We start from the raw sequence: 13,373 nt of genomic DNA, 5'->3' as shown, positions 1-13,373 counted from the left end.
ATGATTACAATTATTCGAATATCTTTTTTACGTAAAATTAAATGATATCACATGCCAGAAATAAAGAGAAACGTTAATAAATAAAAGAGACTGCCTATTGGCAATCTCTTTTGATTCCTTAACGGAAAGAAGATACGTTATTACCCTTTGCTTCGTAATAATCTAAAATCCCTTGATAAATCGCTTCTGCTGCACGTTGTTTCTGTGCTGCTGTAGCGAGTTTATTTGCATCATTCTTATTATCTACAAATGCTAATTCTGTTAGTACAGCTGGCATTGTATTATATTTTATTACGTACCAATTATCCTTTTTCACACCACGGTCATGTGTTCCAAGTGCTGCTACAAGGCGTTTTTGAATTTTGTCTGCTAATAAGCGACTGTCTTCCGAATGTGGATTCGTTGATCTTGTCGGTGCTGCTGCATAATAGAATGTTTCTGTACCATGTCCATCTTTACCTGTAGAACCGTTACCGTGAATACTTACGAAGATATCACCCTTATTTTCATTAGCAAATTCTACTCTTTTTCTTAAAGAATCGCTAGAATCTACTCCTGGGCGTGTATCGTTCGTACGTGTTAACTTAACAGTAAATGGTGTCTTGTTCTCAAATATTTTTTGTAATCGTAAAGATGTGTCTAATACGATTTTACTTTCTTCCTCATAATAACCAACATTACCCGAGTCAATTCCACCGTGACCTGGATCAATAATAATCGCTTTACCTTCTAAGAAGTTCTCTTGTTTTACTGGGTTTAATTGATTTTTATCCACCCATTGGAAGCCACTATTTGTACGGATACGAATCCAACTATCTTTTTCTTCAACAACTACTACTTTTTGCGCTTCACGTTTCGCTAGCACTTTAGAAGAATGTGACGCTTCTGCATATGTTGTAAATCCTTCATTAATAACTTCTGTTTTTTCTTTTAAAGGTGTCCATTTCTCACCTTTGCTCGTTACAATTTTAATCCATCCATCTCGCTCTTCTTTTACTACAACTTTTTGTGGATCATGTTGCATGTCAGTAATTCCTGAAGATAAAGATGGTTGGTGATATGTAATAAACTTACGATCTATATACATTTCCTTCGTTGTTTCTTCTGGTTTGCTCGTATTATCATTATTTTTCTTTAGCTTGTCCGCTTTATACGTCATTTGCGCTGCTTGCTCACGTGGTATAGACTGATTTGGACTCCAAATTGTCTTCCCAGTACCCGCTGAAATCTCTAACGCTACTAAAATATTTGCTGCTTCTTTACCGAAATGACCTTCTAAATCAGTAAATTTATTCGTGATTGGGGCTTGTACTAAACCTTTTAATTTATAAGCCTTAACAAGCATAGAAGCCATTTCAGCACGCGTTACTTTTCCATCAGGATCAAATACGCCTGCTCCTCGGCCTGCAATAATATTTTCTTTTTCAATTGCTGCAATATACTGAGTTGCCCAATGATTTTTTGAATCATTAAAAGATGGTTTCCCAGCTGGATCCACTTTTAATCCAATTGCTTTCGCTATAATTGTCGCTGCTTCCGCACGTGTTAAAAGACCTTTTGGCGCAAACGTATCACTTGTCATACCGCTAATTACATCTCGATCTACTAAATAGTAAATTGCGTCTTTTGCAAATGAGTCGTCTGCAACATCTGAAAACTTCTTCGTTTCTGCTAAACTACTAACTGGATAAGCTAGTAAACTTGCTGCTAACATACCAGCAGCTATTGCCTTGTACTTCATAAAAATTAAATCTCCTCTCGAAATCTCACGTTATACAATTCTCTTAATCAAAATAATATTAAAAATATTAACTGGTAAATAACTCCTATAATAGTTTATAACATTCTATCACTGTAGTAAATACGTTTCCTACCTATATTATTAAAAATGGGTATATAAGGAATAATAAATATAAATACATTTCAAAAAGCGATTAATTACCCACCAAATGAAAAGCTGATTAAAAATAATATTTTTAATCAGCCCTCTCTATTTTCTATGAAATTATTCTTCAATTAAATGAGACATTACATATGCATATACTAACGCTTCTGTATGTACAATCGAACTTTCATGTGTGCGCTCAAATGCATGAGAAGAATCAATACCCGCTCCAATTAATGCATGTTTCACATCAAATCCAGCGTGAATCGCAGCTGATGCATCCGATCCATAGTACGGATAAATATCTACTTTATATTCAATATTGTTCGTTTTCGCAAGCTCTACTAAATGTTTACGCAGTGCATAATGATACGGACCACTAGAGTCTTTTGCACAAATAGATACAGTATACTCGTCAGATGCTTGTCCATCACCTAGCGCTCCCATATCAACTGCTAAATATTCAACCGTTTCTTCTGGAATGTTAGAGTTACCACCGTATCCAATCTCTTCATTATTAGAAATTAAGAAATGAGTTGTATATGGTAATGTTATGTTTTCATCTTGTATTCTCTTAATTAATTTTAATAAAATCGCAACACTTACTTTGTCATCTAAATGACGTGATTTTATGTATCCACTCTCTGTAATTTGAACGCGCGGATCGAATGAAACGAAGTCTCCTACTTCAATTCCTAATTCACGTACTTCATCAGCTGAAAAGACACGCTCATCAATACGAACCTCAATATTTTTCTCGTCGCGTTTCGCTTCACCTGCATCTTTATATACATGCACAGATGTTTGATGTATTAAAATCGTTCCTGTATAAGTCTTACCGCTTGATGTTTCAATTTCGCAATATTCCCCCTCTACAGAGTTCCAGCGAAATCCGCCAATCATAGAAAGACTTAGACGACCGTCAGGCTTAATTTCTTTCACCATCGCCCCTAACGTATCAACGTGTGCCGTTAATAAACGGTGCTGTGCATCATTTTTCCCTTTTACCGTTAAAATAAGAGCGCCTTTATTGTTACGCTTCGTTTCTACGTTCCACTCACTTACATAGTTTTCAATAAAACGAATGATTTTCTCTGTATTTCCAGACGGACTCGGAATAGAGACAAGCTCCTTAATAAGTTCCATCGTTTCTTTCGTATGATGTGCCATTGTCGTTTCCTCCTCATTTTCTCTACTATTCAGTATACCGAATTTACTATGAATCCTCTACTAATATAGTTTAATTTTCTAAATTATATTAAAATTCACTTTAACAAAAAAACATAGCGTTATTCATAAACACTATGCTTTCTATCAAACTATTCTTCTGACACATCTAATAAATAAATGCCTCTTTCAAACCCACCGCGCTCTATTTCTTTTTGCTTTCGTAGACGTTCTACATCTTCAATTGTTGCACCTTCTGCACGCGCTAAAGAGATAATTACTTCCAGTGCATCCGCAAGTGAATCTAGCGCATGTTCACGTTCTTTCATAGAAGCGAATTCACGAATTTCTTCCGTTCCAATTTTCGCTAAAGCTTGTATGTATGCTTGTCCTGTTAATTTTTGTGCTGTATATGTTTTTCCAGACCTTAAAATTTTCTCTGGAACACGATCTCTTACTAACTTGTTATATGCTGACATCATTCACCCTCCTATATTTAATAACATCCGAGCTCTGCTTTATAGAAAAACCATTTTTTCTTCACGCACGCACTAAGCATATCAATTCCAGGTCCATGTGCCCTTACGTGTGGAAAGAAATAGTGCTCTGATTCTTCTTCCTTACCATATAAAGTTTGGTACTCAGCTGGAATTGATTCTTTTTTCACATCTTTTTCTTTCGTCACCTCGCCAGAAAACGCAACGCTTGGATGTCCTTCAAAAAACAAAGCAGTTCGCACCGCCATAGATGGTGTACTATGCAAAGCATAATATGCTATTACAATCATGCCGATCACACCGATAATTTTCTTCATACATTACTCCTTAAAAAAAAGTGCTAACACAATTATACTAAAATGTGTTAGCACTTTCTCCTCTTTACCTTAAATTAACCGGCAGTAAAACTATCATTAATTAAAACTTCACTTTATTCCCCTTTAAATGCTGGCAAACGTTTTTCTAAAAATGCAGCAATGCCTTCTTTATGATCCGCTGTTTGTCTCATCGCATATTGGCCGCGTTTTTCAAGCTGCAATGTTTGTTCTAAATTAGAACGATTTACTTCACATAAAATTTGCTTCGTTTGAACCATCGCTTTAATCGGCTTTTGTGACCATTCACTAATTTTTTGCTTCACAGCCGTTTGGAAATCCTCGCCGATTACTTCATCAATTAAACCGATATCAAGCGCTTCTGTTGCTGATAATTTCTTTCCTTCCCAAATAATTTTCTTCGTCATATTTTCACCGACGCGCTTTTGAAGGAAGAAATGGCCGCCACCATCTGGAATTAAAGCGATTCCAATAAAGTTCATCGCAATAATGGATGATATATCTGCCATCACATAGTCAGCTGTTAACGCAATACTTAACCCAAGACCAGCAGTTGGTCCATGAATAGCACTAATAACAAGCTTCGGCATCGTATATAAAGTTACAACAACTTCAGAAATAGTATTCATAATACCATCAAACTTGCTTTCATCATTACTTGAAAGCATCGATTTAATATCTCCACCCGCAGAAAAACCGCGGCCGTTTCCGCATAGCACAACAATATGAGCAGAACTCTCCGCAACTTCTTTCAGCTTTTGTAATAGCTCTTTTAACGTTGGCTCATCTAATGCATTTAACACCTCTGGGCGATTGACCATAACCGTTGCAACGTGCCCTTCATATTTCACAATGACAGATTCTGTTTTACTTGTTACTTCCATTATATATACCCCTCTTTTCTACATAATGATTATACTTATATAATTATAGAAAGCAGGTGAAAAACCCTTCTTTTTTTCTTAATTTTCTGTCTAATAATCTCGTAATTTGTATATAACCTCGTATAAAACATACAATTCCGTTGAAAAATATAGCAATTAAAGTCGGTTTATCCATACTTTTCATCTATTTACCATTACAATGAAATGGTGTATTCTTAAGTTTGATATAAAAAATCAAATATAGAAATTCATTTTCCTTCCTATTATATATAGAAGTGCTGAAATAAAGGAATGAAGAAATGGAGGCACATATGGTTACTAAGTTAAAACAGACGGATAACTACTTCCCGCATTTCCTACTGCTATTCATTGTGTTTCAACCAATTTTAGATTTATTAACATCTTTTTCAATCTATGTATTACACATGAGCGCAACCGTCGGAATCGTAGTCCGTTTCGCCTTTATGCTTCTTGCATTAGGTTATCTACTTCTTCATCATAAACAACACGGTGCAAAAAAGTATATTCTCTACTTATGTCTCTTTGGCATCGTACTCGCAATCGGCCTTGTGAATAATTTAATGGTCAAATCTCCAGTTTCATTTGGAGAAGAAGTGAAATTTATTTTGAAAAGTGTATATCCAATTGTACTACTGTTTGGATATATTATCGCACTAAAAGAATTAAAAAATAACGAATATGTATTTCATAAAATCATTACCTATTTCTTATATGCAACGTTAATTTTGAGTATTTCACTCATTGCAGCAATGGTAACAGGTACAGATTTCCAAAGCTACCCGCACTCCAAGATCGGTTCAAGAGGCTGGTTCTTTGCGGGAAATGATTTAAGTGCTATTTTTGCAATTATGTTCCCAATCGTTGTCTTATACTCAGTTCATAAAACAACTTCTTTCTCGAAATTTTATTACTGGATTCCAACTGTACTCGCGATGTATGCAAGCATTATGGTCGGAACGAAAGTAGGATACGGTGCAATTGTTGCTACACTTGGCGTAGCACTGCTATTCTCATTCATTGAATATATGATGAACCGCAAAAAAGAAGGAAAAGGATTCACACATCTTGTAAACACAGTGGTTGCGGCTGTCGTATTAGGAGGATTACTAGTCCTTACACCGCACACTCCTATCGCAAAAAATATGAGTATCCATCTACAAATGTATGAATACAAAAAATCAGTACAAGAAGAAAAAGACCGAGAAGAAGGAAAAGTAATTAAAGAAGAAGAACATAAAGAAGGCGAACTAACAGACTCTGAAGTGAAAAGTTTAATTTACAGTGATCGCGACAAGTTTTTAAAAGTATATAAACAATACTATAAAGAAGCACCACTATCTCAAAAACTATTTGGGATGGGCTACGCTGGTAACTATACAACAAAAATGAAGTTAGTCGAAATGGACTTCCATGACCTATTCTTCGCATTTGGTATTGTCGGATTCCTTATGTACTTACTACCACTTCTTTATTTCGGTATAAAAATATTCATTCGCATCATCACAAACTTCAAGAAACTATTTAGCGTAAAGCATATGCTACTAGCTAGCACACTCGTCCTATCACTCGGCATAGCCTTTATGTCCGGCCACGTATTAACAGCACCAGCCGTAAGTATATTCTTTACTGTCATACTTGCTTATATGGTTGTTGATTTGGAAATTGAATAGCATTGAAATGCCATGCCCCTATTTTAAGGGCATGGCATTTTTTATACTTACTATGTTTACTTCTTCCAACAATCAAACAGCATAAGTCCCCTGCTCGCACATAACTGAATCATAGAAAAAATCCCTTGCAGGAAATTTCCTACAAGGGATTTTCACCTATAATAGATATAATCTATTATTTACGAACGATAGAGCTTGATGCAGTTACGCTACCAAGTGATAATTGGTTACCTGCAGCATCTGTAATTTTGATGCCGTCTTCGTTAGCTGCACCTTTTGCTACTACACTAATTGTTGCAGCTTGAGCAACGTTTAGATTTTCTGTAGTTGTTAAGTAAATAGCAAATTGTTCTTTTTCGCCACCGCGCTCAATACCTTTAATTTTTGCATCGTTGCCATTTACAACAACTTTTAAGTCATTGATAAATTCAGCATTATCTTTAGCAAACGCTGCAAGGTTTTCATCAGCTGTTACTTTGATTGTATTTGAAACTTCAGATTCATTGCTATCTTTCACATAAACAGCGCCTGTTAATTTTGGAGCTGTGTTATCAGCGAATTTGATTAATTTTTCAACTGGAGCTTTTGTTTGAGCGTTAGCTACTACTTTGCTTCCAGAAGCAGTTAATACGTTTGTGCTAATTGTAAATTTAGCATCTTGAGCTTTTGATAAATAATTTTTAGGTAAAGAAATCTTAACGATTTGTTTGCTACCAACGAACTCTGCAGTTGTACCTGTTGGTAATGCTTTACCGTCAATTTTGTAGTTCTCTACATCTTTCGCGTTACCACTCATATCTTGACCGTAATTTACAGTGATTACATCGCCTTCGATTGAAATAATGTCAGCACTTTTTTCTACTACAGGTGTTACGATACCTGTTGTAGAAACAGTTGTATTGAATGCAACGTTGCTGTTTGTATTTACAGAGTAAGAAGCTAAGTTCTCATCTTTTGCAAAGTTAACAGCACCAGCTTTTACTTCTACTGTGTAAGGCTCATCTTTTGCTTCTGAAGCAAGTTTAATATTTAATACATCGCCAACAGCTGTGATTTCAGATGTTACAACTACGCCATCTTTGTCACGTACTACGATTTGGTCTTTATTATTTACAGCAATTTTACCGTTGAATTTAACTAGTAAGTTATTACCTTCAACTTTGTTTAAGCTATCAGTAGATACTTTTGGTGTAGCAGTATCTTCAGTTAAAGAAACACTCGTATCAACTGGTTTACCAAGTAAGTTTACTCCATCTTTGTAGTTTTTAATGTTAACACTTAAGTCAACCTTCTTTTCACTACCTGCATATAATGGGTTAAGAGCTCCCTTTGCATCTTCTTTAACAGAAACGATGTATGAAGTTGCATCTTTTGGATCAATTGTAAATTGTACTACACCGTTACCACCTGCAACATTATATGCTGCTGTTGGGAATGTATAGTTACCTTTTTTTACAGTTACTTCAGGGTGTTGGCTTAATGGCTCAGAGAACGTAACTTTGAAAGTACGGTTGTTAATAGCTTTAACTTCTTTCACTTCTGGTGCTGTTGTATCAGAAGATACAGTGTATTTTGTTGTTAAGATTGATGCTTTATTAGCATTTACGCGTAATGTATCTTCAGCATCGTATACAACTACTTCATGATCGCCTTTTGCGAAGATTCCATTATTATCAATTGCAGAAGTTGTTAAAGTATATACACCTGGTGTTTTACTTGCAACTTTTGCACCTTCGATTTTAACGCCATCAATTTTAACGTCAGCATTTTCTTTTACTGGTTTGTTGAATGTTAACTCAACTGTTTTACCAATAACGCGTGCACCTAATAATTCCGGAGCTTTTGAGTCAGAGAATGTTTTTTCTGAATCAAGATATTTTTCTACAGGTTTTAAGTCAGCACCTAATACGCCTGTAGTTGAATGTACTGCATATTTGTCAGAGTTAGCAAATGCTTTGCCAGCTACTAATTTGAAAGTTACGCTCTTACCGTCTTTTGAAAGAACACCTTTTTTACCAGCTTCACCTTCAAAATCAGCAACTGTTAAATCAGCGCCATTTTGTTTAAAAATGTAGTTAGCTTCGTTAACTGCAGATTTTTCATTTACTGGGTTTGTGAATGTAACTTTAATTTCTTGAGCGTTGATTGCACTTACAGATTCAACTTTAGCATCTGTTTTTACTTTCGGGCTATATGTCATTGCATTGTAGATGAACTGAGCAGCTTGCTCACGAGTTACAACGCCGTTTGGATTGTATTTGCCTTCACCTTCACCAGATACGATACCTAGGCTTGCAAGAGTCTCGATTGAAGATTTTGCAGTTGCCCAAGATAAACCGTCGATGTCACTGAAAGTTTGTTTGTTTTCTTCATCAGCTTTGAAACCGTATGCGTTAACAAGAAGCTGTGCCATTTGTGCACGAGTTAATTTCTCGTCTGGACCGAATTTATTTTCGCCTAAACCAGCCATAATTTTGTTAGCTTCAGCAGTTGCGATGAATTTAGCATAAATGCTGCTTTCTGGCACATCTGTGAATGGAGTTTTTGTTGATCCAGTTTCAAGACCTTTTGCTTTTACCATGAAAGTAGCTACTTGAGCACGAGTTACATCGTCACCAAATCCGAATAGGCCATTACCAGTACCTACGATAATACCTTTTGCAGCCATAGAGTTGATCGCATCTGCAGACCAATGTCCTTTAGGAACATCTTTAAATGCGCCCTCTTCTGCTGCTGCAGCAACTGGAGCTACTACGCCAGCCACCATTGCAGCTGTCATTGTACCAGCCATTAATTTGTTAAAAGACTTATTTTTTGCCATTGATTTATTTCCTCCTTGAGAAATATAATACTAGCTTTAGAAATATGTATTTGAAAAACTAGTGATTTACTAAATTCATATATTAATTTACAAACACTCTTTGAAGAATAGTAATTTATTAGCCATAATAAATACTATCTTTTTCCAAAAAGTTAAACCATGTATATAATACGTCATAATTCTTTTTTTTAAAAGATTTTTTCATCGCATAATTCGACAAATTCGCAATCTTTGTCGAATTATATATTTATCAACTTTTCTAATATGTAAACGCATATACATCGCTTGTATTTAATATACAAATAGCATTATAGCACATAATATAAATGAAATGACAATTTACACTTTTTAAAATTATCGACACTCTTCGACAGAAATACGCTTTATTTCTGTTATTTTGTCGAATTATTTGTTATAAATTTCTATAAAGTGGTATTATTTTCATATAAATGTTATTAAATAACATCCAGTACGCTCATTCATTTTTTTCGAAAAACAAAAAGACTGATCCTCTAGGTGATCAGTCTTTTTGTTTTTTCTTTATTGGTGTTTTACGTACTCTACATTTTCTTTTGCCACATATGCTTCATTTACAGCAGGGTCATCAGAAATGATTTTAACCCACGCTTGTCCATTTATCGTTTCTTCGCCTGTAACCGTAACAACTTTATTTGCCGCTAAGTTATACAGTCGTTCATTCGACGTACGAGGATCTTTTTTCGCTTCCACCTTATTCGTTACACGTGCAAGCTTATATTTGTTGTACTCTTTTTTACCTAAGTACGAATCAAAACGGAACATATGCCCTGCTACTTTTTTACCCCAGTTTGCATCAGATGCATATTTCATATTTAAACCGCCAGCTTTATCACCTGTATATGTTGCAGTATAACGCCAATGTGCTGGATTTAAATATCCTTCATTCATATATACTTTTGCAGCATGTTCAATACAATCTTCTTTTGAATTAAATGATAGACCATTACCAAATGGACTATTATCAGTTGCATTTAAACCAAATAAGTTATTTTTATCTCGTGCAAGGTCACTTGTCCCATATAAACTTTCATGAACTGCTAATGAATATAGGAATAATGCATTTACATTATACTTACTTTCTACTTCTTTAAATTTCTTTCCTAAACCGATTAGCGGCGAATCTGGTCTAACTGATTTTACATAACTATCTAATTGTTCTGCCGTGTACTCTGTTTTCGTACGTAATGATAGATAATTAAAATATTGATAGAACGTTTCATTTCCGAATGTTTTTCCATCTACACTATACATTGATTGCCCTTGCTTCATGAACGAAGGGGCTGCACCAAATCTATATTCTGTATATCCAGGTGAGCTTGTATTATACGTGAAATATCTGTGATATAAATATCCATCTGATTTTACGTAATAGGATGACTTCTTCATTTCATTTTCAGGAATTAAAGTAATTTCATTTTTCTTTACATAACCTGTTAGGTCAGAGATTTGCACTTTCACACGATCTTCTCCAACTTCTAACACTTTAAATTCCGTTCCATACTTAATATATGTATATACTGTTTGTAAATTATCGCCGTACACATTAATTGTATCTCCAGGAATTTGCTTCGCTGCTGCAAAGCCATCTTTAATCCATACGTAATCATTTTCATATTTTACTGCATTGATGCCTTTATTTTGTGCAGCTGTAACAGCTTCTTTATATGTAGCGTAACGCTCTACTATTTTCCCTGCATCATTTAACAATACATAATTCTTTGTTTCTACTGGAGTTTCTCCTCCGTTGTTACCAATTTTACCAAGCATTAAGTTCAGCATCGCCGAAGCCATACCTCTTGTCGCTGATAAGTGTGGTCTAAACGTATTATCTTCTGGATAACCTTTAATAATCCCTGTAGCTACCATAACTTGTACATGTTCTTTATAGTTAATACGATTCGTATCAGCAAATGTAAGCGGACTTACAGTTACGTTAACCTTTTTATAATCTAGCGCCTGTTTTACCATTACGGCCATTTCTTCACGTGTAATCACATCATTTGGTGCAAAAGCCTCAGAACTACGCCCTTTAATAATTCCCGCTCCAAATGCTCTACTTACACCGTCATATAATCCGTATGTTTTTGGCACATCATTAAAATTCGAATCTGCTTGCGGAAGTTGCAGGGCTTTCGCTACTAATGTAGCAAACTCTGCTCTCGTTATCTCTTTGTCAGGTAAATACACATCATTTCCATATCCTGACATAATCCCTTTATTAATAAGAGTACGCATATGTTGCTCAAATGGATGACCTGTAATATCATCACTCGCCGCATAACTTGAAATAGGAGTTAAAAGCAATGACCCCGTTAACGCGACTGCTGTAATACCTTTTGAAAATTTCTTCACGGTTATGTAATCCTCCTCGTAATCTACGAATTTATCATTCCAACACCGATTATATACTAATTATATAAACATGATAAACAAAAATTAACATACAGCCTTTTTAAAATAAATATTTCATTATATTAAAGTATTATATTTCCTACTAATCTTCCTATGTACTCCATTCCTTTTACAACCGTAAAATCCTTTATGATATAATGACGTAGTTATTTCTGTTTATATAGAAATAACTACAAAGATATTACATACTACGGAGGATCATTATGCCTAGATTATATGCATTTGCATTTAAATCACTGCAAATATTAACATTGTTATTTTTTGTAATGACTCTTATATACTCATTGCAATTTTTAATAACTGAACCGAAGTACGATCATCCCTATTTCCTTATAGTGGCACTTATAATCGTTCTAATCGGTATTATATTCATGTCTATCATCGTGAATCGTTTTTTCACTCAAACACAATTTCTCATATTTATTTGTCTACTAGCATTCACACTTCGTCTTGCATGGGTGTTAACAGTTCAAACAAATGTCGTACAAGATTTCGCACAAATGTATAATGGAGCCGTTGATGCAACAAATAACAATTTCTCATTCGCGGACAAAGCATATTTTACTACTTGGGTATATCAATTAGGCTTTACAATGTACCAAGCTGGTGTCATCAAATTGTTTGGCGAAGGTGTACTAGCGATTAAATTATTAAATATACTATACTGCACTGGCATTACGTACTTTATATATCGCATAGCTACGCATCTATTTAACGAATTTAGCGGTAGAGTTGCCGCACTTATTTTCGCAACGTACATTCCTAACATTATGATGACTTCCGTTCTAACAAATCAGCATCTCGCAACATTTCTATTCTATGCTGGTTTTTATCTTCTCGTAAAAAAAGGAATCTCGCATTCATATGCGTGGATATTTGTTAGTATTCTTATTGCATTTGGCGATATTATGAGGCCGATTGGTATTGTTATTTTACTAGCTCTCATTCTTTTCTTGCTGATCACTCATATAATTGGTGATCAACAACTGAATAAAAAAATGGTTGTATCAAAGCTAATTGGCATGATTGGCATTTATTATATCGTGCATTTCATCTTTAGCTATACATTAATTGCTACAGGGGTTACACAATATCCATTATCTAGTCGAGACCCTTATTGGAAATTTGTAGTCGGATTCAATACTGAAACAACAGGTGGATTCTCTTTCCCTGACCATAAACTTGTTTTTCAATATCCGATTGGCGAGGAACGTTTCGAAATTGAAAAACAGCTCATTAAAGAAAGAACTGCCGATAAAGGACAACTGTTATTGTTATTCAAAGATAAGTTTAAAGTTATGTGGGGAGATTATGACGCATCCATTTATTGGGGATTAGAAGGTCATCCAAAACCCGAATTATCAAAATTACTGTGGACGTTAGAAAAATTATGTTACGTAAGCATTTGCATATTCGCTTGCATAGCTTCCATCAAAACGATAAAAGAACAACGGAATAAAACGTTACTGTTCTTCTCATTATTAATTTTAGGGTATGAAGGCGTGCACTTCTTCATTGAAATTCAATCGCGCTATCGCTACTTTATCATCCCGACATTTATGATTATACAAGGTTACGGTGTCTATCTTATTACACAATATATAAAAGAAAGATTTCAACGTAAAGAAATACACTAACAAAA

9 protein-coding genes are annotated in these 13,373 nt (G+C 34.9%); 2 read left to right on the top strand and 7 right to left on the bottom strand.

The window, feature by feature from the left end; all coding sequences use genetic code 11:
* Positions 1-118: 118 nt before the first annotated feature.
* From DT250_RS27615 to DT250_RS27595, 5 genes are all read right to left on the bottom strand, one after another.
* On the bottom strand, positions 119-1,741 hold the full coding sequence (locus DT250_RS27615; protein WP_149214024.1) for an N-acetylmuramoyl-L-alanine amidase: 1,623 nt from the start codon (positions 1,739-1,741) through the stop codon (positions 119-121).
* 264 nt (positions 1,742-2,005) lie between these two features.
* On the bottom strand, positions 2,006-3,055 hold the full coding sequence (locus DT250_RS27610) for a M42 family metallopeptidase (protein WP_149214023.1): 1,050 nt from the start codon (positions 3,053-3,055) through the stop codon (positions 2,006-2,008).
* 149 nt (positions 3,056-3,204) lie between these two features.
* Positions 3,205-3,531 (bottom strand): nucleoside triphosphate pyrophosphohydrolase, encoded by a 327-nt coding sequence (locus tag DT250_RS27605; protein ID WP_046953867.1) that lies wholly within the window; start codon positions 3,529-3,531, stop codon positions 3,205-3,207.
* A gap of 17 nt (positions 3,532-3,548) precedes the next feature.
* Positions 3,549-3,866 (bottom strand): hypothetical protein, encoded by a 318-nt coding sequence (locus DT250_RS27600; RefSeq protein ID WP_149214022.1) that lies wholly within the window; start codon positions 3,864-3,866, stop codon positions 3,549-3,551.
* Positions 3,867-3,979: 113 nt separating this feature from the next.
* The gene (locus tag DT250_RS27595) at positions 3,980-4,768 is read right to left on the bottom strand and encodes an enoyl-CoA hydratase (protein WP_098095717.1); all 789 of its coding nucleotides are present in this window, start codon (positions 4,766-4,768) and stop codon (positions 3,980-3,982) included.
* A 311-nt stretch (positions 4,769-5,079) separates the two neighbouring features.
* Here DT250_RS27595 and DT250_RS27590 point away from each other — a divergent pair, with 311 nt between their 5' ends.
* Positions 5,080-6,459 carry an O-antigen ligase family protein gene (locus DT250_RS27590; RefSeq protein ID WP_149214021.1) on the top strand — a complete coding sequence of 460 codons (1,380 nt, stop codon included), beginning with the start codon at positions 5,080-5,082 and terminating at the stop codon, positions 6,457-6,459.
* 175 nt (positions 6,460-6,634) lie between these two features.
* Here DT250_RS27590 and DT250_RS27585 read toward each other — a convergent pair whose 3' ends face one another.
* Positions 6,635-9,280, bottom strand: coding sequence for an S-layer homology domain-containing protein (locus DT250_RS27585; RefSeq protein ID WP_149214020.1), 2,646 nt, complete (start codon positions 9,278-9,280; stop codon positions 6,635-6,637).
* 540 nt (positions 9,281-9,820) lie between these two features.
* Positions 9,821-11,671 (bottom strand): S-layer homology domain-containing protein, encoded by a 1,851-nt coding sequence (locus DT250_RS27580; RefSeq protein WP_149214019.1) that lies wholly within the window; start codon positions 11,669-11,671, stop codon positions 9,821-9,823.
* Positions 11,672-11,934: 263 nt separating this feature from the next.
* Here DT250_RS27580 and DT250_RS27575 point away from each other — a divergent pair, with 263 nt between their 5' ends.
* Positions 11,935-13,368, top strand: a complete 1,434-nt coding sequence (locus DT250_RS27575) for a glycosyltransferase family 39 protein (protein WP_149214018.1) — start codon at positions 11,935-11,937, stop codon at positions 13,366-13,368.
* Positions 13,369-13,373 lie beyond the last annotated feature (5 nt).

Source organism: Bacillus sp. AR2-1, from assembly GCF_008368755.1.
GTDB classification, from domain to species: domain Bacteria; phylum Bacillota; class Bacilli; order Bacillales; family Bacillaceae_G; genus Bacillus_A; species Bacillus_A wiedmannii.
This window is presented reverse-complemented; position numbering and strand designations above follow the sequence as displayed.

What these genes read in the sequence shown, in the direction of transcription:
- DT250_RS27585 (WP_149214020.1), bottom strand. Translation starts at nt 9,280, where the DNA reads ATGGCAAAAAATAAGTCTTTTAACAAATTAATGGCTGGTACAATGACA.
- DT250_RS27605 (WP_046953867.1), bottom strand. Translation starts at nt 3,531, where the DNA reads ATGTCAGCATATAACAAGTTAGTAAGAGATCGTGTTCCAGAGAAAATT.
- DT250_RS27595 (WP_098095717.1), bottom strand. Translation starts at nt 4,768, where the DNA reads ATGGAAGTAACAAGTAAAACAGAATCTGTCATTGTGAAATATGAAGGG.
- DT250_RS27610 (WP_149214023.1), bottom strand. Translation starts at nt 3,055, where the DNA reads ATGGCACATCATACGAAAGAAACGATGGAACTTATTAAGGAGCTTGTC.
- DT250_RS27615 (WP_149214024.1), bottom strand. Translation starts at nt 1,741, where the DNA reads ATGAAGTACAAGGCAATAGCTGCTGGTATGTTAGCAGCAAGTTTACTA.
- DT250_RS27600 (WP_149214022.1), bottom strand. Translation starts at nt 3,866, where the DNA reads ATGAAGAAAATTATCGGTGTGATCGGCATGATTGTAATAGCATATTAT.
- DT250_RS27575 (WP_149214018.1), top strand. Translation starts at nt 11,935, where the DNA reads ATGCCTAGATTATATGCATTTGCATTTAAATCACTGCAAATATTAACA.
- DT250_RS27590 (WP_149214021.1), top strand. Translation starts at nt 5,080, where the DNA reads ATGGTTACTAAGTTAAAACAGACGGATAACTACTTCCCGCATTTCCTA.